At 64.4% G+C, this 23,414-nt stretch carries 20 protein-coding genes; 15 read left to right on the top strand and 5 right to left on the bottom strand.

Annotation, left to right across the window (positions count from 1 at the left end; translation table 11 throughout):
* Nucleotides 1–14 precede the first annotated feature (14 nt).
* The gene (locus O4H53_RS05730; RefSeq protein ID WP_269362041.1) at nucleotides 15–500 is read right to left on the bottom strand and encodes a flavodoxin family protein; all 486 of its coding nucleotides are present in this window, start codon (nucleotides 498–500) and stop codon (nucleotides 15–17) included.
* A 288-nt stretch (nucleotides 501–788) separates the two neighbouring features.
* Between O4H53_RS05730 and O4H53_RS05735 the strand changes: the two genes are divergently transcribed.
* Genes O4H53_RS05735 through O4H53_RS05750 form a run of 4 tightly spaced genes read left to right on the top strand, consistent with a single transcriptional unit; the run spans nucleotide 789 to nucleotide 4,721 of the window.
* Nucleotides 789–2,213, top strand: coding sequence for a circularly permuted type 2 ATP-grasp protein (locus O4H53_RS05735; RefSeq protein WP_269362042.1), 1,425 nt, complete (start codon nucleotides 789–791; stop codon nucleotides 2,211–2,213).
* 1 nt (nucleotide 2,214) lies between these two features.
* Entirely contained in the window at nucleotides 2,215–3,156 is a 942-nt protein-coding gene (locus tag O4H53_RS05740) for an alpha-E domain-containing protein (RefSeq protein WP_269362045.1), read from the top strand.
* Nucleotides 3,157–3,957: a transglutaminase family protein gene (locus tag O4H53_RS05745; protein ID WP_269362047.1), complete on the top strand. Its 801-nt coding sequence runs from the start codon at nucleotides 3,157–3,159 to the stop codon at nucleotides 3,955–3,957. It begins immediately after the preceding gene.
* Between the two features lie 32 nt (nucleotides 3,958–3,989).
* Nucleotides 3,990–4,721 (top strand): peptidase, encoded by a 732-nt coding sequence (locus O4H53_RS05750; protein WP_269362048.1) that lies wholly within the window; start codon nucleotides 3,990–3,992, stop codon nucleotides 4,719–4,721.
* Between the two features lie 7 nt (nucleotides 4,722–4,728).
* On the opposite strand, the gene O4H53_RS05755 is transcribed toward O4H53_RS05750, so the two are convergent.
* Genes O4H53_RS05755 through O4H53_RS05765 form a run of 3 tightly spaced genes read right to left on the bottom strand, consistent with a single transcriptional unit; the run spans nucleotide 4,729 to nucleotide 9,259 of the window.
* Nucleotides 4,729–6,378 (bottom strand): hydantoinase B/oxoprolinase family protein, encoded by a 1,650-nt coding sequence (locus O4H53_RS05755; protein ID WP_269362049.1) that lies wholly within the window; start codon nucleotides 6,376–6,378, stop codon nucleotides 4,729–4,731.
* Complete coding sequence (locus O4H53_RS05760) at nucleotides 6,375–8,456, bottom strand: hydantoinase/oxoprolinase family protein (RefSeq protein WP_269362050.1); 2,082 nt, start codon at nucleotides 8,454–8,456, stop codon at nucleotides 6,375–6,377. Before O4H53_RS05760 ends, O4H53_RS05755 begins: the two co-directional genes overlap by 4 nt.
* A 32-nt stretch (nucleotides 8,457–8,488) precedes the next feature.
* The gene (locus tag O4H53_RS05765; RefSeq protein ID WP_269362051.1) at nucleotides 8,489–9,259 is read right to left on the bottom strand and encodes a copper chaperone PCu(A)C; all 771 of its coding nucleotides are present in this window, start codon (nucleotides 9,257–9,259) and stop codon (nucleotides 8,489–8,491) included.
* A 29-nt stretch (nucleotides 9,260–9,288) separates the two neighbouring features.
* On the opposite strand from O4H53_RS05765, the gene O4H53_RS05770 reads away from it, so the two are divergent.
* The 6 genes from O4H53_RS05770 to O4H53_RS05795 all read left to right on the top strand — a co-directional run bounded on the left by O4H53_RS05770 (nucleotide 9,289) and on the right by O4H53_RS05795 (nucleotide 15,359).
* On the top strand, nucleotides 9,289–10,665 hold the full coding sequence (locus O4H53_RS05770; protein ID WP_269362054.1) for a hypothetical protein: 1,377 nt from the start codon (nucleotides 9,289–9,291) through the stop codon (nucleotides 10,663–10,665).
* Nucleotides 10,666–10,780: 115 nt separating this feature from the next.
* Nucleotides 10,781–12,061, top strand: coding sequence for an ABC transporter substrate-binding protein (locus O4H53_RS05775; RefSeq protein ID WP_114277176.1), 1,281 nt, complete (start codon nucleotides 10,781–10,783; stop codon nucleotides 12,059–12,061).
* 46 nt (nucleotides 12,062–12,107) lie between these two features.
* Nucleotides 12,108–13,034: a branched-chain amino acid ABC transporter permease gene (locus O4H53_RS05780; protein ID WP_269362055.1), complete on the top strand. Its 927-nt coding sequence runs from the start codon at nucleotides 12,108–12,110 to the stop codon at nucleotides 13,032–13,034.
* Nucleotides 13,031–13,975 carry a branched-chain amino acid ABC transporter permease gene (locus O4H53_RS05785; protein WP_269362056.1) on the top strand — a complete coding sequence of 315 codons (945 nt, stop codon included), beginning with the start codon at nucleotides 13,031–13,033 and terminating at the stop codon, nucleotides 13,973–13,975. Before O4H53_RS05780 ends, O4H53_RS05785 begins: the two co-directional genes overlap by 4 nt.
* The gene (locus O4H53_RS05790) at nucleotides 13,972–14,664 is read left to right on the top strand and encodes an ABC transporter ATP-binding protein (RefSeq protein ID WP_269362057.1); all 693 of its coding nucleotides are present in this window, start codon (nucleotides 13,972–13,974) and stop codon (nucleotides 14,662–14,664) included. The genes O4H53_RS05785 and O4H53_RS05790 overlap by 4 nt, the downstream gene beginning before the upstream one ends.
* Nucleotides 14,664–15,359, top strand: a complete 696-nt coding sequence (locus O4H53_RS05795) for an ABC transporter ATP-binding protein (RefSeq protein ID WP_269362058.1) — start codon at nucleotides 14,664–14,666, stop codon at nucleotides 15,357–15,359. Before O4H53_RS05790 ends, O4H53_RS05795 begins: the two co-directional genes overlap by 1 nt.
* Before the next feature lie 638 nt (nucleotides 15,360–15,997).
* Here the strand turns inward: O4H53_RS05795 and O4H53_RS05800 are convergent.
* Entirely contained in the window at nucleotides 15,998–16,429 is a 432-nt protein-coding gene (locus O4H53_RS05800) for a MarR family winged helix-turn-helix transcriptional regulator (protein WP_269362061.1), read from the bottom strand.
* 68 nt (nucleotides 16,430–16,497) lie between these two features.
* Here O4H53_RS05800 and O4H53_RS05805 point away from each other — a divergent pair, with 68 nt between their 5' ends.
* From O4H53_RS05805 to O4H53_RS05825, 5 genes are read left to right on the top strand one after another with little or no spacing between them, the layout of a single operon-like run.
* Complete coding sequence (locus O4H53_RS05805; RefSeq protein WP_269362062.1) at nucleotides 16,498–17,346, top strand: FAD binding domain-containing protein; 849 nt, start codon at nucleotides 16,498–16,500, stop codon at nucleotides 17,344–17,346.
* Nucleotides 17,343–20,090 (top strand): molybdopterin-dependent oxidoreductase, encoded by a 2,748-nt coding sequence (locus tag O4H53_RS05810; protein ID WP_269362064.1) that lies wholly within the window; start codon nucleotides 17,343–17,345, stop codon nucleotides 20,088–20,090. Before O4H53_RS05805 ends, O4H53_RS05810 begins: the two co-directional genes overlap by 4 nt.
* The gene (locus tag O4H53_RS05815; protein ID WP_269362067.1) at nucleotides 20,087–21,520 is read left to right on the top strand and encodes a 6-hydroxynicotinate reductase; all 1,434 of its coding nucleotides are present in this window, start codon (nucleotides 20,087–20,089) and stop codon (nucleotides 21,518–21,520) included. The genes O4H53_RS05810 and O4H53_RS05815 overlap by 4 nt, the downstream gene beginning before the upstream one ends.
* Nucleotides 21,517–22,347, top strand: a complete 831-nt coding sequence (locus O4H53_RS05820) for a UPF0280 family protein (protein WP_269362069.1) — start codon at nucleotides 21,517–21,519, stop codon at nucleotides 22,345–22,347. Before O4H53_RS05815 ends, O4H53_RS05820 begins: the two co-directional genes overlap by 4 nt.
* Nucleotides 22,340–22,921, top strand: coding sequence for an amino acid synthesis family protein (locus O4H53_RS05825; RefSeq protein ID WP_269362071.1), 582 nt, complete (start codon nucleotides 22,340–22,342; stop codon nucleotides 22,919–22,921). The genes O4H53_RS05820 and O4H53_RS05825 overlap by 8 nt, the downstream gene beginning before the upstream one ends.
* The last annotated feature ends 493 nt before the right edge of the window (nucleotides 22,922–23,414 follow it).

The following is a 23,414-nucleotide window of genomic DNA, read 5'->3' on the forward strand; positions in this document are numbered from 1 at the left end:
GGTGCCGGGCTGCGTCAGAACATGCCCATGTTCAGCCCCGCACCCATCGCCGCGCCAAGGTCGCGGCACAGGGCAAGGTCCTTTTCCGGTATTGTCTTTTCCGCCAGGATTTCCTCGGGCGTCTGGGCATTGATGCAGATGATGATCGGCGCTTGAACCTCTTTCAGGCGCCAGCCCTGGGCGATGCGGGCGGTCTGGCGCTTGGCGTTCTCCCCGTCTGATCCGGCACAGATCATCTGCGCATAGGGGCGGCCCTCGATCCGGCCCAGCACCGGGTAATAGCAGCGGTCAAAGAAATCCTTCATCACACCTGCAATCGCCGCGAGATTCTCCGGGCCGCAGAAGATGTAACCGGCAGCGGCCAGCAGATCCTCCGGGCCTGCTTCGGCGGCGGTCAGCAGGGTGGTGGGCGTCTCGGCCTGCGCCGCCTCTGCCGCCGCTTCGGCCATCTGCCTGCTGCCGCCGGTTTTTGAATGATAGACCACAAGGAGCTTTGTCATCGAATGCCTGTCTGACCGCGGGTTCGGGTGCTGAGGCGCTGCATGCCGCCCCGGCCCAAGGGTTGTCCGACAGGGCGGTGGGCGCAACCGGAAAACTGCCGGGGGCAGCGCGCCGGTCGGTCCCGGGCGGCTTCGACGCCTGCGTGAGCCGGGGCATCAGGTGCGGCACCGCGCGCATGTGCCTTGTTTTTGAGCATATTGCCGCCTGCGACGATGTTTTGTGCAAAGCAGCCGTTCGGAATCCATGTGCAAGATTGCCAGGTGACCGGTTTGTCATATGTTTTACCCATGAAATCAAAAGTCTTTCCCTTCGATGAAATGCTTTCAGACGCCGGTGCGCGTGCCCCATATGATTATTACGATGCGTGGTTTGCGGCCCAGGACAACCAGCGCCTTGCGCAAAAGGCGGCCGAGGCCGAGGCGTTTTTTCGCCGGACGGGAATCACCTTCAACGTCTATGGTCAGACGGATGCCGAGGAACGTCTGATCCCCTTCGATCTGATCCCCCGCATCCTGTCGAGCCGGGAGTGGACCAAGCTGTCGCGCGGGATCGAACAGCGGGTGGCGGCGCTGAATGCCTTTCTGCATGACATCTACAACCGCCAGGAAATCCTGCGCGCAGGGATCATCCCGACGGAGCTGATTGCGCGCAACGACGCCTTCCTGCCGCAGATGATCGATTTTACCCCGCCGGGCGGCGTCTACACCCATATCGTCGGCACCGACGTGGTGCGCACCGGGGAGGACGATTTCTTTGTCCTGGAGGACAATGCGCGCACGCCTTCCGGGGTCAGCTACATGCTGGAAAACCGCGAGACCATGTTGCAGATGTTCCCGGAACTCTTCAGCACGATCCGCGTGCAGCCGGTCAGCGACTATCCCAAGAACCTGCGCCGCGCGCTTGAGGCAACGGCCCCGGCTTCCTGCACCGGCCGGCCCTGCGTGGCGGTGCTGACGCCGGGAATCTTCAACTCCGCCTATTACGAGCATAGTTTCCTTGCCGATCAGATGGGCGTGGAACTGGTGGAAGGGCACGACCTGCGGGTTGTGGATGGCCATATCACCATGCGCACCACCCAGGGATACAAGGTGATCGACGTGCTCTACCGCCGGGTCGATGACGCATTCCTCGATCCGCTGACCTTCAACCCCAGTTCCATGCTGGGTGTGCCGGGGATCATGGATGTCTACCGTGCGGGCAATATCACAATTGCCAATGCGCCCGGCACCGGCGTTGCGGATGACAAGGCGATATACAGCTACATGCCTGACATCGTTGAATTCTACACCGGTGAACGGGCGATCCTGAAGAACGTGGAAACGCACCGCTGCTCGGAACCCGACAGCCTGAACTACGTTCTGGACAACCTTGCCGATCTGGTAGTGAAGGAGGTCCATGGTTCGGGCGGCTACGGGATGCTGGTGGGGCCTGCCGCCAGCAAAAAGGAAATCGCCGATTTTGCCGAAAAGCTGCGTGCGCGGCCAAACAATTATATCGCGCAGCCGACACTGGCGCTCTCCACCGTGCCGATCTTTACCGAAAGCGGTCTGGCCCCGCGCCACGTGGACCTGCGCCCCTTTGCGCTGGTCTCGCCCAAGGGGATCAACATCACGCCGGGCGGCCTGACACGGGTCGCGCTGCAGGCGGGGTCGTTGGTGGTGAACTCCAGCCAGGGCGGCGGCACCAAAGACACCTGGGTTCTGGACGACTGATATGCTGGGAAAGACTGCGGGTGGATTGTACTGGATGTTTCGTTACCTTGAGCGGGCCGAAAACATCGCCAGACTGGTGGAGGCGGGGTTCCGCATTGCGCTGACCCGTTCCAACGACGCGGAGGCCGAATGGAAATCGGTGATCGTCACCTCGGCCAGTCAGGACACCTACGAGGCACATCATGAAGGTTATGACAGCAGCCAGGTGATCAATTTCCTGCTGCGCGAGGCGCATAACCCCAGTTCGGTCCTGTCGATCATCAAGGCCGCCCGCGACAATGCGCGGCTGACACGCACCGCGCTGACCACCGAGGTCTGGTATGCGGTCAACGACACCTGGATGATGTTTTCCGAGCTGTTGAAGAACCCCGTGCCGGAAACCGAGGTGCCCCGGGTGCTCTCCGTGATCCGGCAGCAGGCGGCGCTGGTGCGCGGCGCACTGCATGGGACAATGCTGCGCAATGACATCTATGACTTCTGCAGTCTTGGCATTGCAATCGAACGGATGGACAGCACCGCGCGCATCATCGACGTGAAATATTATTCATTGCTGCCGTCGCCGTCCTTTGTCGGCAGCCGGCTGGACAATGTGCAATGGGAAACCGTCTTGCGCTCCGTTTCGGCGCACCGGTCCTTCCGCTGGGCGGTGGAAGACGACTTTACAGCCCCCGCCATCGCGAATTTCCTGATCCTCGATTCCCGGATGCCCAGGTCATTGAATTTCTGTGCCAACCAGATCGCCGCGAACCTGGGCCTGCTGGCAGAGGAATACCAGATGCGCAAACCGTCCAACGACCTGGCCGAGGAACTGCTGGCGCGTCTCAAGGGCCGTGACATCGGGTCGATCTTTGACGAAGGTTTGCACGAATTCGTCGAAACGGTGATTGACGACACGGCCCGGCTTGCCTGGCAGATCGAGCAGGATTACAGGTTCAACGGATAGATGCAGATCCAGATCAGCCATACCACCGAGTATCTTTACACCGCGCCGGTCAGCTACGCGCTGCAAAAGGTGCGCCTGCGTCCGCTTTCCTCTGCGGTGCAGGAGGTCATTGACTGGAACATCGTGGTCAAGGGCGGCAAGGTCGAGAACCAGTATCTTGACCACTACGGAAACCATGTCGATCTGGTCAGCCTCGACCCCGGCGGGCAGGCGCTGTCGATTATGGCCTCCGGCACGGTGGAGACCAAAAACGCCAGTGGCGTGCTGGGCCAGATCTATACCCGCGCGCCGCTGTGGCACTTCAGGGAGCCGACCCTTTCGACGGAACCGGGCCCTGAAATCCGCGATATCTCTGGCATATTGAAGGGCTATGACAATCCGCTGGACGGGTTGCACGGGCTGTCCGCCGCGATCCTGGAACGGGTGCCATATGTGCTGGGCAACACCCACAGCCACACCACGGCCGAAGAGGCGCTGACCGGCGGTGGCGGCGGGGTCTGTCAGGACCATGCGCAGATCTTCATCTCTGCCGCGCGGGTTGCGGGCATCCCGGCGCGCTATGTCAGCGGCTACCTGATGATGAACGACCGGGTGGATCAGGATGCCACCCACGCCTGGGCAGAGGCGCATGTGGACGGGCTGGGCTGGGTCGGTTTCGACATCTCCAACGGCTATTCGCCGGACGAACGCTATGTGCGCATCGCCATCGGGCGCGACGCACGCGACGCCTCGCCGATCGAAGGGCTGCGGCTGGGGTCGGCAGAGGAAGAATTGATTGTATCTTTGCAGGTGCAGCAGTAATTCTGGGCTGAACCTCGTAATCGGAAAATCGGATGACGTATTGCATCGGGATGCGGATCAACAAAGGTCTGGTCTTCATGTCGGATACCCGCACCAGCGCGGGTGTCGATAATTTTGCAACCAGCAAAAAGATGTTCACCTGGTCCACGCCGGGCGAACGGGCCATCACGATCATGACCGCAGGCAACCTGGCCACCACCCAGGCGATGATCAGCCTGCTGGAGGAACGCTCCAAGTCGCCCGAGGACCGCGACCCGAGCATCCTGCGCCAGCCCACGATGTTTCAGGTGGCGCGGCTGGTGGGGGCGACCCTCAAGGAAGTGATCGTGGACAGCTCACCCACCGGGCAGACCTCCGACGACCAGTTTGCCGCCTCGGTCATCGTGGGTGGCCAGATCGGGGAGGGGCCGCCGACCGTGTTCCTGGTCTACCCCCAGGGCAATTTCATCGAGATCACCGACGATACGCCGTTCTTCCAGATCGGAGAGACGAAATACGGCAAGCCGATCCTCGTGCGGGCCTATGACCGGAACATGAGCTTTGAAGAGGCGATCAAGCTGTTGCTGGTTTCATTTGATTCGACGGTGAAATCGAACCTGTCGGTGGGGCTGCCCTTCGACCTGATGGTATACGAGACCGATTCCTTCGACACATCGCGGCAAAAGCGCGTGGGCAAGGATGATCCGGTCTATCAATCCATCTCCACCGGCTGGGGCGACGCGCTGCGCGATGCCTTCCAGCTGCTGCCCAGCTATTCGGTCTGACGGGGCGTCAGCTCCGGCCCAGCCGCGCATCTTCTTCGCTCAGGGCGGGGTCACGTTCGGACGCGGGGCCAAAGCCGCCGCCGCCCGGGGTTTTCACCCGCACCCGGTCACCCGCTTTCAGCGCGATATCCTGTTCCTTGGACAGGTGTTCGGGGATGTAGCGGTGACCGTCGCGCCAGACTTCGACCTCGTTCACCGCGCCATCTGCACCGCCCAGCGCGCCTTGCGGGCCAAAGCGTCCATGGTCCATCACGAAACTCGCCCGCGCGTCGCCGCGCCTGAGTTCCAACTCGTAATCCAGCCCCAGACCGCCGCGATGCCGCCCCGCTCCGCCTGATCCTTCGCGCAGGGCATAGCGGTGGTAGAGCACCGGAAAATTCTGCTCCATGATCTCGACCGGGGGGGCCTTGGAAATGCCGATGGTGGAACAGCCGTTGGCGATACCGTCATGATCCGCATTGCCGCCATAGCCGCCGCCCGAAAGCTGGTACATCACGAAATCGCGCCCGGTCAGCGGGTCATGCCCGCCCAGGGCAAAGTTGCCGCTGGTGCCAGCGGGCGCTGCTGTGACGCGGTGCGGCAGCGCCTCGACCAGGGCCGCAAAGACGGCTTCGGCGATGCGCTGGCTGACTTCCGCGGCACAGCCCGAGACCGGGCGGGGGTATTGCGCATCGAGGAAGGTGCTCCTGGGGCGGATCACCTCCAGCGGTTCGAAAGCGCCCGCGCTGATCGGCACCTGCGGAAAGATGTGGCGCATCGCGAGGTAGACGGAGGACAAGGTGGTCGCCAGCACCGAATTCATCGGCCCCATGCAGGGCGGGCTGCTGCCCGCGAAGTCGAACGTCAGATGGCCGGGCGTCTTGGTCACCTTCAGCCGGATCGCCAGCGGTTCGTTCACCACCCCGTCACTGTCGATCCAGGCGGTGGAGGTATATTCTCCATCCGGGATCTCGTCGATCAGGCTGCGCATCTGGGCTTCGGCCCGCTTGCGAAGCTCCGCGATTGCCGCGCGCACCACATCGTCGCCGTAGCGGTCCAGCAGCGCGTTCAGCCGTTCCTCTCCCACCATCAGCGCGGCGGCCTGCGCCTTGACGTCGCCGATGCGCTGGTCGGCCACCCGGATGTTGGAGCAGATGATCGCGTAGATTTCCGGGTCCAGCACACCCTGTTTGAACAGGCGCACCGGCGGCAGGCGCAGCCCTTCCTGTTCCACGGATGTGGCAGAAGCCGAAAAGCCGCCCGGCACGGCACCGCCCGTGTCGGGCCAATGCCCCGTGTTGCTGAGCCAGCAGAAGATTTCACCATTGCGATAAAAAGGCCGGGCAAAGCGCACATCCATCAGATGCGTGCCGCCAAGGTAGGGGTCATTGACGATATAGATGTCGTCGGGCTGCGGGGCAGGGGCGGTGCCCGCCGCAATCATCTCGATCAGGGTACGGGTGGAATATTGCATGGTGCCAACAAAGACCGGCAAGCCGCCCGCGCCCTGCGCAATCAGCGCGCCATCCTCGGCGGCATAGATGCCGTCGGAGCGGTCGTTCGCCTCTGCGATCACGGGAGAGAAGGCAGCGCGGGAGAAGCTCAGGTCCATCTCGTCGCAAACCTGTTGCAGGCCCGCCTGAATGACCGAAAGGGTGATGGGGTCGATATTGCTCATTCCGCCGCTCCGATATGGATCATCAGGTTGCCGTCGACACCGCCGGTGACCCGGTCACCGGGCGGGATCAGGGTGGTGCAATCAAGCTGTTCGATGATCGCGGGGCCATCCAGGGTCACATCTGCCGGCAGGTGATCGCGCCAGTAGATCGGCGTGTCATGGGGGTTGCCATCGAAATAGACGCTGCGGTGGCCGGTGGGCGTGGCATGGGCCTGCCTGCCCGCAGCGTCGATCAGCCGCGACAGGTCCACCGGTGCGCAGACCCCGATGACCGAACAATTCACATTGACGATGCGCGCGCGGATCTCCGGCAGCGCCACCTTGAAGCGCTGCCAGTAGACCTCATTGAAGCGGCTGCGCAGGGTTTCTGCCGTGGGTGTTGCATCCGCCAGCGGGACACGCACCACATGGCTTTGACCCAGGAACTGCATGTCGGCGCTGAAATGGTGTTCGACACGGGTGACGGTGACATTTTCACGCGCCAATGCCGCCTGACCTTCGGCCAGTTGCCCGGCGAATGCGGCGTGCAGCGCGGGAATGTCCAGATCGTCCAGCGGCTGGTTCAGGGTCTGCACAAAGTCGTGGCGCAGGTCGGCCACGGCACAGCCCAGCGCATTGGTGATGCCGGGGCGGGCTGGCACCAGCACGCGGGGCACGCCCAGCTCGCGCGCAAGAGCGGCGGCATGCAACGGCCCCGCGCCGCCAAAGGCAAACAGGGCAAAGTCGCGCGGGTCCGCCCCCAGCGACAGCGACACCATGCGGATTGCCCCCGCCATCTTGGCATTGGCCATGCGAATGACCGCATCCGCCGCGCCGCGGGCATCAACCCCCAGCGGCGCACCGAGTTCGCGGGCAAAGGCCGCGGCAAGCTCCGCCATCCCGACGCCGCCCGCCACCGCGTTCAGCTTGGCGGTATTCAAGCGGCCCAGCAGCATGTTGGCATCCGAAATCGTGGGCCGCGTGCCGCCCTTGCCATAGCAGATCGGCCCCGGATCGGCCCCGGCGCTTTCCGGTCCGACCTCAAGCAGCCCCGCCGCATTGACCCGCGCGATGGAGCCGCCACCGGCCCCCACGGTGCGCACGTCGACCATGGGCACATGGATCGGCATGGCATATTCCACCTCGATCTCGTTCGAGACAGGCGGCGTGCCGTCGCGGATCAGCGCCACATCGGTGCTGGTGCCACCCATGTCATAGGTCAGCAGGTTCGGCTCCGACGCGCGCCTGCCGGTATAGGCGGCGGCCATCACGCCAGAGGCGGGGCCGGACATCACCGTCTTGGCGGCCTCGCGCGCGACAAGGCGCGAGGACACCATGCCGCCATTGCCGTTCATCACCAGAACATCGCCGCGATAGCCCTTGGCCGCCAGCTCATCGCGCAGCCGCGCGACGTAGCGCTCCAGCAGCGGCTGCACAGAAGCATTGACCGCCGCCGTCACACCGCGTTCAAACTCGCGGCTTTCCGACAGCAGGCTGTGGCCGGTGGTGATGTAGCTGTTGGGCCATGTCTCCGCCGCGATTTCTGCTGCGCGCAGCTCATGCGCCGGATTTGCATAGGCATGCAGGAAATGGATCACCAGCGCCTCGCAGCCCGTGTCGATCAGCTGCCTGATCGCGGCGCGCAAAGCGTCCTCGTCCAGCGGGATCAGCACATTGCCCTGGGCGTCCATCCGTTCGGGCACTTCCAGCCGCAGGTCGCGGGGGATGATCGGCGTGAACTGCCCTTTCATCCCATAGGCCTGCGGGCGCGTGCGCCGTCCCAGTTCCAGCACATCGCGGAATCCGGCGGTGGTGATCAGCCCGGTGCGCGACAGTTTGCGTTCCAGCACCGCGTTGGTGGTGGTGGTGGTGCCATGCACGATCAAGCCGACCTCGCCCAGATCGACTTCGGCCTGTTCCAGTGCCGCCAGCACGCCAAAGGCCTGATTATCAAGGGTTGTCGGTGTCTTGGCAATGCGCATGGTGCCGCTTGCGCTGTCCACCATCACCAGGTCGGTAAAGGTGCCGCCGACATCCACACCAATGATGCTGCCCCTTGTTTCGGAGTGTTCCACGCCGGTGCCTTTCGCCAAACTCACTTGTGTACCAATAAAATCGCGAAGCGCCGCGTTTAGTCAACCGTTATGATGGTGCTGGCGGTGACGGGGCTGTCGCCGACCACATAGGCGCGGTGGTCATTGGTGTTCAGCGTCACCCGGATTTCGTGGGACCCCGGGGGCAGGGGGCCGATGTGGTATTCGGGCGCAAAGAGTCGCCCCAGCTTCATCCCGCCCACATAGATATGGCCATGTCCGGTGCCGGGCACATGGTAAAGCCCCATCAGATCCTCGGAAAAGGTGAAGTCGCTTGCCGTGATCCGCACCTGCCAGCCATCGCCTTCGGGCGTGGCCTCGATCGCGATCTCCGGCGCCGGTTCGCCGTCCCCCACGATGCAGATGTCTCCCATGCCGAAAAGGCCCACTTCGCCCGCGGCCCCGGCCTGTGCCGGGTCCGACATGCGCGCCTTGACGGTCACGTCCCCCGCATTGGCAAAGCTCAGGACCAGCGGCACCAGGGCGCCATGGGCAAAGGGGGGTTCGGGTTGGCGGATGCTGATATGGGCCGCATCCAGCGCCAGGGCGGAATGTCCGCTGGGCACCGGCAGCCCCTCCGCGCTGGCCGGGCTGTAAAGCGTCGCCGCCGCCACCGGGCTGGACACCGACAGCAGCCGGTCGGGCGCGCCCTGGTTGTCGATGCTCAGGAAAGCGCCAAGGTGGCTGTCGTTCATCGGCTGGGCCACCGCATTCTCGATCAGCAACCGGGAGGCGGCACCGCCAAAGCCTGCCAGCCAGACCGCAAGCGACAGCGCCGCAAGGGCCACAAGAACAAAAGCCGCTTTCAAATCCCGTTTCCCGTCGCCAGAGTGCCGCCATGAGACTGCGTGAGATCGTCATAGGCGTCAAGCTGGGCGCCTTGCTGCCCGCTGCGGCGCAGGCGCATGTGTCGGAGCAGGGATTTGTCCTGCTGCTGCCGACCAAAGTTTACACGGCGGCAGGTGTGGCGGCGGTGGCTCTGACGGTGCTGGCATTGTTTGCGCTGCCCGGCGGTGCGGTCAGGGGGCTCTTTGCGCACCGCCCGCTTGTACCGCGACACTTTGAGCGCGCGCAGCAAATAAGCAGCCTTGTTTCGCTGATCTGCCTGTTTTTTGTGCTCTATCTTGGCTTCACCGGGCCGCGCGACCCGCTGTCGAACCTGATGCCGCTCAGCTTCTGGACCCTGGGCTGGGTGGCAGCGGTCAGCCTGTCGGGTGTTCTGGGCAACCTCTGGCGCTGGATCAACCCCTGGACCGGGCTTTACCAGCTGCTGGGGCCGCTTCGGCCTGTCTTGGGGCTGCCTGCGGGGCTGGGCCGCTGGCCCGCCGTGGCGTTGCTGCTGGGTTTTGCCGCCTTCTTGCTGGCGGATATCGCACCCGACGATCCGGCGCGGCTGGCGCGTTTTGTTGCGATCTACTGGCTGGTGACCTTTGCGGGCATGATCCTGTGCGGGCGGCGCTGGCTAGCGCATGCGGAGCTGGGGCATGCGGTCTTTGCGGCCTATGCCAGCCTCGCGCCCCTGCGTCTTTCGGGGCGTGCCGAGCTGGGCGGGCCGGGCTGGCGGCTGCTGGCGGACAGGCCCGCTCCGGCCGCCGGGATTTTCGCCCTGACCCTGTTGGCCGTGGGCAGTTTCGACGGGTTGAACGGGACATTCTGGTGGCTTGGCCGGATCGGTGTGAACCCGCTGGAATTTCCCGGGCGCTCCGCCGTGGTGGTGCAGACGCTGACCGGGCTGGCGTTGGCATTTGCAGCACTTCTGGGCGTCTTTGCCCTGGCGGTCTGCCTGGGCCTGCGCCTTGCCCGGGCAGAGGTACGTTATGCACAGGCCTTCGGCTGGCTCGCCCTCAGCCTGTTGCCGATTGCGCTGGTCTATCACATTGCCCATTACCTCACCTCCTTTCTGGTCCAGATCCAATATGCCATCGCGGCGCTCAGCGATCCCTTTGCGCGCGGGGCGGACTGGCTGGGCATCCAGCCGTTCCGGGTGACCACCGGGTTCTTCAACAGCATCGACAGCGTGCGGGTGATCTGGGTGACGCAGGCGGGGCTGGTGGTGCTGGGGCATGTCTGGTCGGTCCTGCTGTCGCATCGCATCGCGCTGCGGCTGTTCGGCGAGGGGCCACGCGCCGCCGTGGCCACGCTGCCGCTCTCGATCTTCATGATTGCCTACACAATGCTCGGTTTGTGGTTGCTGGCCGCGCCAAAAGGGGCATGAATCGCCTTACCGGAATGCGATGTTCAGAAAATTCTGGACAAATTGCATGTATGCAAACAACATTCAGGGACAAACGGGAAACCGAAAATGGTCCCGCCCAACAGGGAGAGTTGGAATGACACCTAAACTGATGACAAATCGCCGTAGCGTACTGAAGGGTGCTGCCGCTGGCGGGCTTCTGGCCGCCGCCCCGCTGGCCGCCCGCTTTGCCAGCGCGCAATCTAGCGCACCGATCAAGATCGGCTTTCAGCAGCATTCAACCGGCATCGGCGCCGCCTATGGCCGCTGGTACGGGCGCACCACCGAGGCCGCCGTCAAGATGATCAACGACGCGGGCGGCATCAATGGCCGGCCGGTGGAGATCGTGGCCGAGGATGACGGCACAGACCCCAAGCGCGGCGCGGAAGTGCTGGAGAAATTCGCGAACCAGTCGGGCTGCGACGTGGCCTTCGGCACGCTGTTCAGCCATGTGGTGATCGGCTCCGCCCCGGCCGCGGGCGAGCTGAAACTGCCCTATTTCGTGGTTTCCGAAGGGCATCACGTCGCCAGCGGCATGTTGAACCGCTATACCCTGCAACCCGGCATCACCGACGTGAAAAGCCAGGTCCAGGCGATGGCGCCCTACGTGTCGGAGAATCTGGGCAAGAAGGTCACGATGATCTATCCCGACTTTGCCTTTGGCCATGACCACCGCGACTATTTCTCGGCGGCGATCAAGGAGCAGGGCGGCGAGGTGCTGGAGATGATCGCGATCCCGCCGACCGAGACCTCCTTTACCAAATACTTCCCCAAGATCCCGCGCGATACCGAAGTGATCTATCACGTGATGGTCGGCCCTGCCGTTCTGACCTTCGTCAAGGAGCTGGGCGAATTCTTTGGCCCCTCGCGGCCCGAGATCTTTGGCTTCATCGACTCGCTCGAAGCGGTTGATCTGGCGTCGCCGGGGCTGGAATTCCTCGAAGGCACCTATTTCTGGGAGGGCAACCCGCGCTACGCGCAGGAAGACCAGACCAGCCACGACAAGATGTTCCGCGAGGCGGTGGGCGTGGATGCCAACGGCGCGTCCGTGTCGGACCCCAAGGATGTCTCGACCTACGCCCATATGTTCGGCTGCTGGGAAACCCTGCACGTCATCAAGGCCGGGATGGAGGCCGCCGGTTACCAGGGCCCCGAAGACCGCGCCAAGCTGATCGAGGCAGTCGAGGCGATGACCGACATGCCGCAAAGCGATGCGCACCCGCAGGGGCCGAAACGCTTCAACGGCAAGACGCACCAGGTTTTCGGCGTGCAATACATCTCGAAAGTCGAAGAGGGCAAACTGGTCAAGGTGCATACGACCTCCATCGAGGATACGCTCTATCCCGATGAAGTCGATTACACCTCGATGTCCTTCTGAGGAGCCCGCGCCGGGGTTTCGGACCCCGGCGCATATCATCTGACATATGGATTTCGGACCTCACCTTCTTCTTGCCGTGCTGGAAGGCGCCGTTGGCGCTGCGGTGCTGGCACTTACGGCGCTTGGCCTCAGCCTCGTGTTCGGCGTGATGCGCGTGGTCAACGTGGCGCATGGCGAATTCTTCATGCTGGGCGCGGTGAGCGCCTGGTTTGTGGCCACCTCCATCGGCGGACACCCGGCGGTTGGCTTTGTCGCCGCCCTGGCGCTGGCGCCGCTGATCGCGGGGCTGGTGGCGGTGCTGGTGGACCGTCTGATCCTGAAGCCGGTGAAATACGACCCCGAAGCAACCATCGTCGGCACCATCGGGGTGCTTTACATCCTGCAACAGACCGCGCTGATGACCTATGGCCCCGAGGCGCGGCCCGTCGAGCCGCCCTTCAGCCACCGCATCGCGCTGCCCTGGTTCGAATGGGGCGAGAACGGCTTTGCCATGTTCTATCCCTGGGGGCTGAGCACCAACAGCTACAAATTGTTCGTGATCGGGGCCGCCATCGTGATCCTGCTGGCCTTCTGGCTGATCATGACCCGCAGCAAGGCGGGGCTGATCATGCGCGCCACGCAGCTTGACCGCGAAACCGCGCTGGCCTTCGGCATCCCGGTCTCGCGGGTCTATTCCATCGTCTTTGGCCTTGGCGCGGGGCTGGCGGCACTGGCTGCCGTGCTGATCGTCCCGATCCAGCAGGCGCATTACCTGATGGGCCACGACCCGCTGCTGCTGAGTTTCATCGTGGTGATCATCGGCGGGCTGGGTTCCATTCGCGGGACTGTCCTGGCGGCGGTGCTGATCGGCATGTCCGACGGCATCATCTCCGTCTTTCTCAGCCCGACATTGTCCAAGATCATCGCCACCTTGCTGGTGGCGCTGGTGCTGGTGTTCCGCCCGCAGGGCCTGTTCGGAAAGAAACCGGCATGAGCATCGGCACCCGATCCACATTCCTTCACCTTGGCCTTATCGCGCTGCTGTTTGTGCTGGCCTTCGTGCTGCCCAGCTATCACCAGGGCAACCTCGCGCGGATCATGGTGCTGGCGACCTATGCCATCGGCTATAACGTGCTGTTCGGCTATACCGGGCTCTTGAGCCTTGGTCATGCGATGTTCTTTGGCGCGGGCATGTACGGGCTGGGGCTGGCGATGCAATACGGCGGGCTGGGGGTGATCCCGGCCTTTGCGGTTGCGCTGATCTGTGCAGCAGCGTTGTCGGCTGTGGTGGCGCTGCTGGCACTGCGCACCATCGGGGTTGCCTTCATGATCGTGACACTGATGTTCGCGCAGGCGGGCTATCTGACAGTGCTTTATTTCGGGGCCTGGACGCGTGGCGACGAAGGCTTTGTCATCGCGCAATCGGCCCGCCAGATCGCGGGGCTGGACCTGACAGCGCCGACCACGCGCTACCTCGCCGCGCTGCTGCTGTTTTCCGCCGCCTTGCTGATCACCGCGCGGATGATGCAGGTGAGCTTTGGCAGCGTGCTGATCGGCGTGCGCGAGAACGAGGAACGCACCCGGATGCTGGGTTATGACGTGTTCCGGCACAAGCTGGCGGCGGTGATCATCTCCGGCACCATCTCCGGCGCTGCCGGGGCGGGATATGCGGTGCTTTTCGGCTATGTCGGGGCGACCTTCACCTCGGTGCAATATTCGATCTTTCCGCTGCTCTGGGTGCTGCTGGGCGGGGCGGGCACCACCATCGGGCCGCTGGTCGGCACGCTCTTCATGTTCTACCTGATTGATTATTCCAGCGGGCTGACCAATGCCTATATGCTGATTGCAGGTGTGGTGCTGGTGCTGCTGACGCTGTTTGCGCGGGCCGGCCTGGTGGGCGAGATCCGCAAACGCTGGGTGGCGTGGCTGCCATGATCCTGCTTGAGACAAAGGGGCTGACACGGGTCTATGGCGGGCTGACAGCGGTGGATGGGGTGGATTTCGCCCTGCCGAAAGGTGAGGTGCATGCGCTGATCGGGCCGAATGGCGCTGGCAAGAGCACCTTTGTCGGCATGATTTCGGGCCGTATTCCGGCCAGTTCGGGCGAGGTCTGGTTCGACGGGCAGAATGTCACTCCGCTGCCCGCCCATGCGCGGATCCGGCGCGGCATGGCCTATACCTTCCAGATCACTGCGGTCTATGCGCGGCTTTCGCTTGCCGACAACCTGGCGCTGGCGCTGCGCAGCCGGGACCGGGGGGCGGCGCTGGCCGCACTGGACCGGGTCGGGCTGGCCGACCGTGCCGACCAGATGACCGGCGATCTGGCCTATGGCCACCAGCGCCTGCTGGAAATCGCCATGGGCGTGGCGCAGAAACCCCGGCTGCTGATCCTGGACGAACCCACCCAGGGCCTGGCCGAAAGCGAGATCGAGGGGTTCAACGCCCTGATCCGTGAACTTGCCGGGGAAACCACCATCCTGCTGATCGAGCATAACATGAACGTGGTGATGGCCCTGGCCGACCGTATCACGGTGCTGGACATGGGCAGCATCCTGGCCTCCGGCACACCGGCGGAGATCCACGCCAACCGCGCGGTGCAAGATGCCTATCTGGGGACCGGATGATGCTGAAACTCGACCAGATATCCACCGGATACGGCCCGATCCAGGTGCTGTTCGATTTCAGCCTTGAGGTCCGCGCCGGTGAGGTGCTGTGCCTGATGGGGCGCAACGGTGCGGGAAAATCCACGGCGATGAAGGCGATCATGGGCCTGTTGCCGCTGAGCGGCGGGCAGATCAGCCTGGACGGCACGCCGGTCAGCACGCTGCCCGCCCATGAGGTGCCGCGCCAGGGCATCGGATATATCCCGCAGGGCAGGCGGCTGTTCACCGAGATGACGGTGGCCGAGAACATCCAGATCGGGCTCATGACACGGGGCAAGGGGGCAGAGACCCGCGAACGGGTGCTGGACATGTTTCCGCGTCTGCGCGAACGGCTGGACCAGCGGGCCGAGACGCTCTCGGGCGGTGAGCAGCAGATGCTGGCCACGGCGCGCGCGCTGTGCCTGGAGCCGCGGGTGCTGTTGCTGGACGAGCCGACGGAGGGGTTGCAGCCGTCGATGATCCAGCTGATCCGCGAGACGGTGGAAAAGATGCGGGAGGCGGGGGTGGCGATCATTCTGGTAGAACAGCGGATCGAAGCCGTGCTGCAGATCGCCGATCGCGTCGCCTTTATCGAGAATGGCCATGGTCGCGAGGTGGTGGACACCGGGCTTCTGCGTGGTGACCGTCGTTTGTTCGAGAAATACGTGGGCGTGTAGGAGGCGGAGTTTTCAAAAACTCTGGCCCGTTTTCTTCAAAGAAAACGGTGGCTTGCAGCGTTGTTTTGTGGCGCGGGTGAGCCGGGCGATAGTCGTTACGCGGAGGCCCCCGATCCGCTGCGAAGTGACGCGCGGTTGTTTGGGAAAAACGCTGGCGTGTAGGAGGCGGAGTTTTCAAAAACTCCGGACCGTTTTCTTCAAAGAAAACGGTGGCTTGCAGCGTTGTTTTGTGGCGCGGGTGAGCAGGGCGATAGTCGTTACGCGGTGGCTGCCGATCCGCTGCGCAGTGACGTGCGGTTGTTTGGGAAAAACGCTGGGTTTCAGAAGCCGGAGTTTTCAAAAACTCCGGCCCGTTTTCTTCAAAAACTCCGGCCCGTTTTCTTCAAAGAAAACGGGGTTGTGCAGCGTCGTTGGCGGCGTGGCAGCGGCCTACGGCTGTTTGGGAAAACGCTGGCGTTCAGAAGGCGGAGTTTTCAAAAACTCCGGATCGTTTTCTTCAAAGAAAACGGGATTGTGCAGCGTCGTTGGCGGCGTGGCAGCGGCCTGCGGTTATTTGGGAAAAACGCTGGCGTTCAGAAGTCGGAGTTTTCAAAAACTCCGGACCGTTTTCTTCAAAGAAAACGGGGCTATCGACAGGCTCAGACCAGCTTGGCCAGCAAAGCCTCGAAGATTGCCGCTTCTTCGGTGCTCAGGGGGGCCATGGTCTCGGCCCGTGCGGCCAGCGCCTGTGCTTCGGCACGTTTGAACTGTGCCTTGCCTTCGGCGGTCAGATCCACCAGCCGCAGCCGCTGATCGTTCAGGTCGGGCCGCGAGGTCACCAAACCCTTTGCCTTCAACCGCCCCACCACGCCCTTGATGGTGGCGCTGTCCATGGCGGTCTCCCGGCCCAGCCGGTTCTGCGACAGGGGGCCCTGTTCGAACAGCCGCGCCAGAGCGGCGAATTGCGTTGGCGTCAGCCCGTCCACATGGCGGGCAAAGATTGCCACATGCCGCTGGTTCGCCCGACGCAGGTTGAATCCAACCTGTGTGGACAGCTGATAGGCTTCATCCGTGATCTCTGTTTCACTCATAGGGAAATTATTGACAGTTTGCGCGGGCTCCCGCAACATCTGCTTGTACACCAACAATCGGGAATGACATGACCGATACCGCGCATTATCACCGCCCCGACACGCTGGAAGCTGCCCTTGCCCGGCTGGCGCAGGGCGATTGCCGGATCGCGGCGGGCTGTACCGACCTGTTTCCCACAACCCAGCACAAGGCGCTCGGCGGATCGATTCTCGACATCACTGCCATCGGCGCGTTGCGCGGCGTCACCCGGGCCGGGGCGGGCCTGCGCATCGGTGCGGCAACCACCTGGTCCGATCTGATCCGCGCCGATCTGCCACCGGCCTGCGACGGCCTGAAACTGGCGGCGCGCGAGGTCGGTGCAAAACAGATCCAGAACCGGGGTACGATTGCGGGCAACCTGTGCAATGCATCGCCCGCAGCTGACGGGGTGCCGCCCCTGCTGACCCTGGACGCGGTGGTCGAAGTGGCATCCGCAAGGGGCACCCGCAGCATCGCGCTGGCCGAGTTCATCACAGGGCCGCGCCAGACCGCACTTGGCCCGGGTGAAATGGTGACTGCCGTGCTGATCCCCGAGGCGGCGCTGGCCGGGCAGGGGCATTTCCTGAAACTGGGGGCGCGGCAGTACCTTGTGATCTCCATCGCCATGACCGCAGCGCGGATTGTTCTGCGGGACGGGGTGGTTGTGCAGGCCGCGCTGGCTGTCGGATCCTGCGGTCCGGTCGCCACCCGTCTGCCGGGGGTGGAGGCGGCGCTGATCGGCAAGCCATTGGACCCCGCAGCGATCACAGACAGCGCCGTCGCCGCTGCGCTGCGCCCGATGGACGACATGCGCGCCACGGCCGGTTATCGCAGCACCGGTGCCGCCGAACTGCTGCGCCGCACCCTCGCCGCACTGCAAGTGGAGGAGCCGGCATGAACATCCACAGGGCCAAGGGCCAAGAGATCACCCTGACCATCGGCGGCGCCTCCCGCCGCATTGACACCGCGCCGGGCCGGCGCCTGTCAGAGGTCCTGCGCGAGGATCTGAACCTGAAAAGCGTCAAGATCGGCTGTGACGCAGGCGATTGCGGGGCCTGCACGGTGCTGATCGACGGGCGGCAGGAATGTGCCTGTCTGGTCCCGGCGGTACAGGCCGATGGCCGGAGCGTCGAAACCCTGGAAACGGCTGAACCGGTGCTGCGCGCGCAGCTTCAGCAGGCCTTTCTGGCCAAGGGGGCCGCGCAATGCGGGATCTGCACGCCGGGCCTGATGATGGCGGCAATGGAATTGCTGCGCGACACGCCGACACCCGACGAAGCCGAGGTCGAGGATGCGCTTGCCGGGGTGCTGTGCCGTTGCACCGGATACCGCAAGATCATCGCGGCTGTCATGGCTGCCACCACGCCTGCGCAGATGCAGGACATGCCTCAGGCTGGTGCCGCCGTGGGCCGCGCCATTCCCCGGCTCGACGGGGCGCGCAAGGTGGAAGGGACAGAGATCTTTGGCGCCGATTATGCACCCGAGGGCGCGCTTCTGGTCCGCGCAGTGCGCAGCCCGCATTACCATGCCGGTTTCAGCTTTGGGGATACGCAAAGCTGGGCCGCGCAGATTCCCGGGATTGCCTGCGTGATCACCGCCGCCGATATCAGGGGCGAGAACCGCTATGGTGTGATCCCGCCGCTGGCCGATCAGCCCGCACTGGCCGAGGAATTCGCCCGCTACAGGGGCGAGGCCGTGGCGCTGGTGGTCGGCACGCCTGAGGCGGTCGAACCGCTGGATCTGGACAGCTTTCCCGTCACCTGGTCGCCGCTGCCCCATACCCTGACGGAGGCAGAGGGCATGGCCGCCGATGCGCCGCAGCTGCATGGCGACAGGCCCGAAAACACCCTGATCCGGGGCCGCGTGGCCTGCGGCGCGCCGGATGCCGCGCTGGCGGAAGCGGCCCATGTGGTCACCGGACATTTCGAGACCTCCTATGTCGAACACGCCTATATCGAACCCGAGGCAGGGGCAGCCTGGCTGGAGGGCGATACGCTGGTGATCCAGGCCTGCACCCAGGCCCCGGTCATGGACCTGGAGGACACGGCGCGGGTTCTGGGCCTGCCGCATGACCGGCTGCGCATCATACCGGCGGCGGCGGGGGGGGGATTCGGCTCCAAGCTGGACGTGACGCTGCAGCCCTTGCTGGGGCTGGCGGTGCTGAAAACCGGCAAGCCCTGCCGCATGGTCTTCAGCCGCACGGAATCCATGCAGGCCAGCACCAAACGCCATCCCGGCACGATGGAGGCACGCATCGGGGCCGATGCGGAAGGCCGCATCACGGCGATGACCTTTCACGGCGATTTCAACACCGGGGCCTATGCCAGCTGGGGGCCAACCGTCGCCACGCGGGTGCCGGTCCATGCCTCCGGCCCCTATCTCACGCCAAATTACCGCGCCACCAGCCGCGCGGTGCATACCCATGGCCCCACATCCGGCGCCTTTCGCGGTTTCGGCGTGCCGCAGGCGGCGATCACGCAGGAAATGCTCTATGACGAGTTGGCGCAGGCCTGCGGCTTGGACCGGCTCGCCTTTCGCCTGCGCAATGCCCTGCGCGATGGCGACAAGTCACCCTGCGGGCAGGTGATGCAATCGGTCGGGCTGGTGGAATGTCTGGAGGCGCTGCAACCGCATTGGGAAGCGGCGCAGCGCGCAGTTGCGGCCTTCAACGCGGCCTCTGACACGCGCAAGCGCGGCATCGGCATCGCTTCCTGCTGGTATGGCTGCGGCAATACCGGCCTGCCGAACCCGTCCACCATCCGCATCGGCATCACCGCCGAGGGGCGGTTGAAGCTGCATCAGGGGGCCACGGACATCGGGCAGGGGTCGAATACCGTGATCACGCAGATTGCGGCGGATGCCATCGGCATTGCCATCGCAGCCATCGATATCATCGGCCCCGACACCGCCCTGACGCCTGATTGTGGCAAGACCTCTGCCTCGCGCCAGACCTTCATCACCGGGCGCGCGGCCGAGGCGGCAGGACGTGCCCTGCGCGCGGCGATCCTGCGCCAGACCAACCTGGCCGAGGCCGAGCAGATCACCCTGCGCGATGGCCGGTTGACGGTCACACAAGGCGGGCAAACCCGCGAGATCGGCCTGTCGGACATGGTGCCGGATGCACAGGGATATGTCATCGCTGCCGAGGAAACCTATGATCCGCCCACCACCGGGCTGGATGCGGACGGGCAGGGCACCCCCTATGCGCTTTACGGCTATGGGGCGCAGATGGCCGAGGTCGAGGTGGACATGGCTCTTGGCACCACAAAGGTCCGCCATATCGTCGCCGCCCATGATGTGGGCCGGGTCATCAATCCGCTGCTCGCCGAAGGACAGATCGAGGGCGGGATTGCCCAGGGTCTTGGGCTGGCGCTGATGGAGGAATACCTGCCGGGGCAGACCGAGAACCTGCACAATTACCTGATACCCACCATCGGGGACATGCCGCCGGTGACTTCGATCCTGATCGAAAAGCCGGACCCGGAAGGCCCGATGGGGGCCAAGGGGCTGGGCGAACATGTGCTGATCCCGACCGCGCCCGCGATCCTGAATGCGATCCGCGATGCCTCGGGGGCGAAAATCACCAAAGTGCCGGCATTGCCCCATCGGGTGCTGGCCGCGATCAAGGCGTCACGCCAATGACCAAGCCAGAGAAAATCCGCTGCGATGCCTGCCCGGTGATGTGCTACATCGCCGAAGGCCGGGCCGGGGCCTGCGACCGTTATGCAAACGAAAACGGGCAGACCATCCGGTGCGATCCCCTGACCATCCTGGACCGGCGGATTGCCAAGGGCGACGCGGTCAAACCCTTTCTCGCCGCCGACTGGGACGGCACATCGGCGTCGGGCGATGATGTGGTTGTCTCTGCCATCGGGGCGGGAACCACCTATCCGGATTACAAGCCGGCCCCTTTCATTGTCAGCCGTGAGATTGACGGGGTGGATTTTGTCACCGTGGTGACGGAGGCGATCTTTTCCTATTGCGGGGTCAAGGTGAAGATCGACACCGACCGCCACCTGGGGGCGGAGGCCGCCACCGTGCGCGCGAAGGGCGAGGCGGTGGGCCATGTGATGACCTCCGAATACGGCTCGCAGATGTTGTCGCTGGGCGGGGTCGATCACCTGACGGGCGGTGAAAAATCCGAAGGGCGCGTCACCTGCGACACGCTGCTGCGGCTGTGCAACGGCGAGGCGGTGGAGCTGAGCATCGACGGTGGTTCCACCGTGGTGGTGCAGGCCGGTGCGGCCCCCATCGTGGACGGCCAGCAGGAAAGCCGGATGCGGGTCGGATGCGGATCGGCCACCATCGGCATGTTCGCGGTGCAGTGGCAGGGGCTGGTGGATGAGGTGGTGGTGGTGGACGACCACATCACCGGGGTCGTGTCGGAACATCAGGCGGGCAAGGTGATCGACTGGCCCGAGACCGGCATCAAGATCAATGGCAGACGCTCCACCCCGGGGCGCTATTTCAAGGTGGCCGAACCCGGCCTGGGTTGGGGCGGCACCGATATCGACGACCCGCTGAAGATTCTCGGCCCCTGGCGCGCGGCCAAGGGCGCGCGGCCGGGGCTTAGCCTGTTGATGGTTTCGACCACGGGCGAGCATTCCGCCTATTACGTGCTCAACGACGATCTGGAACCAGAACCGCAGCCGATGCCCGAGGCGCTGAAACCCTCGGTCGATCTGATTGCGGAAAATTGCGAGCCTGCGCTTTGCACCGTGCTGTTCATGGGGGGCGCGGGAGGCTCGCTGCGCTCGGGGGTCACGCGCAACCCGATCCATCTGACCAATTCGGTGAAACAGGACCGCACCCGCGTGACCATTGGCGGCGCGCCGACCTATCGCTGGCCGGGGGGCGGGATCACGGTAATGGTGGATGTCACCCAGGTACCTGCGGGGGCCTTCGGCTATGTGCCGACCCCGGCGCTGGTGGCGCCGCTGGAATTCACCGTGCGTCGCGCCGATTACGAGGCGCTTGGCGGGCACGGCACCCAGGTGCGCGACCTGAAGGACGTGCTGGCACGGGGCGGCGAATACGGACGCGCATCGCGGGTACTGGGGGATGGCGCGTGAGCGCGGAACCCCAGGCGCATATCCTGCCGGACGGGCGGCGGCTGCACCTGAACCATGGCCCCATCGACCTGATCATAGAGGTGACCGGGGGCGATGCCACCGCCTGTTACGCAACGGCGACGGCGCGGTTTCAGACCCTGCTTTCGGGGCTGGTGGCGGAACTGCCGGTGCTGCGCAGACCCGTTGATGCGGGCACAAGGGTCACCGACCCGGTCGCGCGGCGCATGGTGCAGGCGGTCAGACCTTACGAGGATACCTTTGTCACGCCGATGGCCGCTGTCGCGGGGGCGGTGGCGGATGAAATCCTGGCGGCTGTTCTGGCCGAACACCACGCCGGCAAGATCTATGTCAACAACGGCGGCGACGTGGCGTTCCACCTGGAAACGGGGCATCAGGTTACCGCAGAGGGACCTGCGGGTCCGATCCACATCACCGCCGGGGATTCCGCGCGCGGGCTTGCGACCTCCGGCTGGCGTGGGCGCAGCCATTCGCTGGGCATTGCCGATGCGGTCACCGTGGCCGCCACGACAGCCGCGGCCGCGGATGTGGCAGCAACACTGATCGCCAATGCCGTGGATCTGCCGGGTCACCCGGCCATCAGGCGGGTCCCGGCCCGTGCGCTCAGCCCCGACAGCGACCTTGGCGACAGGCTTGTCACCACCGATGTCGGGGCGCTGGATGCAGCCGAAATCGTCGCGGCCCTTGCCCGTGGGCAGGCCCTGGCCAACAGCCTTTGCCGGCGCGGATTGATTGATCAGGCGGTGCTGGGCCTTGCGGGCCGGACCGTCCATGCCACCCATACTCAAGGAGCCATCCCAAATGTCTGACTTTCCCATCCGCAAGATGCAACTGATTCTGGAAGAGGTCCATCACGACGGCGGCCCACTGCCCGAGGTCCCGCGCAAGCTGGGGGCGATCATTGCCTGTGTGAAGAACCCCTTTGCCGGGCGCTATGAAGCGGATCTGCAACCGGCCATGGAGGACCTGAAGCCATTGGGCGCGGAGATGAGCGAACGCCTGGTCGCCGCACTTGGCAGCAAGGAGGGCATCGACGGCTATGGCAAGGGGGCCATCGTCGGCGAAAACGGCGAGCTGGAGCATGCGGCACTCTGGCATGTGCCGGGGGGCTATGCGATGCGCGGGCTGCTGGGGCAGTCCAATGCCATCGTGCCCTCCTGCATGAAGCGCGGCGGCGTGGGCAGCAGGCTGGACGTGCCGCTGGGCCATATCAACGCGGCCTATGTCCGCAGCCATTTCGACGGGATCGAGGTGGGCCTGCCCGACGGGCCGCGCGCGGATGAGATCGTCTTTGCCCTTGCCATGTCCTGCGGCGGGCGGGTGCATTCGCGCATGGGCGGTCTGGAGGTCTGGCAGGTGAAGGGGGAAGACGGGCTGCGGTAGGGGCGGTCGGCGGTCTTTTCATTTCCACAGGTCCGGGTGTTTCGCGGGACGCTGAGGAGGGGGAGCTGGCCCGGCTGGAGCAATTCCCGGCCCGGCGTGTCTGTTGTTGCCGGTTGCCGCTGCACCGCGTTTGAGACCTGTCAAAGATGACATGTCATATTTGACATGTCATCTTTTGCGGTAGGTTCGCAGGCGTGTCGGGGGCAACCCGGGGCAACATTGGATAGGTGACAAAGACGCGAGGTTGATCGCTCTGCTGCCGGGGCTGTCAGGGTGACACGCTCAATATCCCAAGCCTGCATGATATGAACTGCGCGATATGACCTGTCATAAAAGACATGTCATATTTGACGTGTCAGATTGCTGACAAACCCGGAAACGGCTGCCGCCGGAGGTAAATCGTTCTTCTGCGCTCTGCGTTACGTTTTCGAACGAAGGGCCGCGCCCGAGCCTGGGAGGGCGCATTGAGACGCGCATTCGGAGCGCCTCCCTT

It is taken from the genome of Sulfitobacter sp. G21635-S1 (assembly GCF_027213915.1).
GTDB lineage: Bacteria > Pseudomonadota > Alphaproteobacteria > Rhodobacterales > Rhodobacteraceae > Sulfitobacter.

What these genes read in the sequence shown, in the direction of transcription:
- O4H53_RS05730 (WP_269362041.1), bottom strand. Translation starts at nt 500, where the DNA reads ATGACAAAGCTCCTTGTGGTCTATCATTCAAAAACCGGCGGCAGCAGG.
- O4H53_RS05735 (WP_269362042.1), top strand. Translation starts at nt 789, where the DNA reads ATGAAATCAAAAGTCTTTCCCTTCGATGAAATGCTTTCAGACGCCGGT.
- O4H53_RS05740 (WP_269362045.1), top strand. Translation starts at nt 2,215, where the DNA reads ATGCTGGGAAAGACTGCGGGTGGATTGTACTGGATGTTTCGTTACCTT.
- O4H53_RS05745 (WP_269362047.1), top strand. Translation starts at nt 3,157, where the DNA reads ATGCAGATCCAGATCAGCCATACCACCGAGTATCTTTACACCGCGCCG.
- O4H53_RS05750 (WP_269362048.1), top strand. Translation starts at nt 3,990, where the DNA reads ATGACGTATTGCATCGGGATGCGGATCAACAAAGGTCTGGTCTTCATG.
- O4H53_RS05755 (WP_269362049.1), bottom strand. Translation starts at nt 6,378, where the DNA reads ATGAGCAATATCGACCCCATCACCCTTTCGGTCATTCAGGCGGGCCTG.
- O4H53_RS05770 (WP_269362054.1), top strand. Translation starts at nt 9,289, where the DNA reads ATGAGACTGCGTGAGATCGTCATAGGCGTCAAGCTGGGCGCCTTGCTG.
- O4H53_RS05775 (WP_114277176.1), top strand. Translation starts at nt 10,781, where the DNA reads ATGACACCTAAACTGATGACAAATCGCCGTAGCGTACTGAAGGGTGCT.
- O4H53_RS05780 (WP_269362055.1), top strand. Translation starts at nt 12,108, where the DNA reads ATGGATTTCGGACCTCACCTTCTTCTTGCCGTGCTGGAAGGCGCCGTT.
- O4H53_RS05785 (WP_269362056.1), top strand. Translation starts at nt 13,031, where the DNA reads ATGAGCATCGGCACCCGATCCACATTCCTTCACCTTGGCCTTATCGCG.
- O4H53_RS05790 (WP_269362057.1), top strand. Translation starts at nt 13,972, where the DNA reads ATGATCCTGCTTGAGACAAAGGGGCTGACACGGGTCTATGGCGGGCTG.
- O4H53_RS05795 (WP_269362058.1), top strand. Translation starts at nt 14,664, where the DNA reads ATGCTGAAACTCGACCAGATATCCACCGGATACGGCCCGATCCAGGTG.
- O4H53_RS05800 (WP_269362061.1), bottom strand. Translation starts at nt 16,429, where the DNA reads ATGAGTGAAACAGAGATCACGGATGAAGCCTATCAGCTGTCCACACAG.
- O4H53_RS05805 (WP_269362062.1), top strand. Translation starts at nt 16,498, where the DNA reads ATGACCGATACCGCGCATTATCACCGCCCCGACACGCTGGAAGCTGCC.
- O4H53_RS05810 (WP_269362064.1), top strand. Translation starts at nt 17,343, where the DNA reads ATGAACATCCACAGGGCCAAGGGCCAAGAGATCACCCTGACCATCGGC.
- O4H53_RS05815 (WP_269362067.1), top strand. Translation starts at nt 20,087, where the DNA reads ATGACCAAGCCAGAGAAAATCCGCTGCGATGCCTGCCCGGTGATGTGC.
- O4H53_RS05825 (WP_269362071.1), top strand. Translation starts at nt 22,340, where the DNA reads ATGTCTGACTTTCCCATCCGCAAGATGCAACTGATTCTGGAAGAGGTC.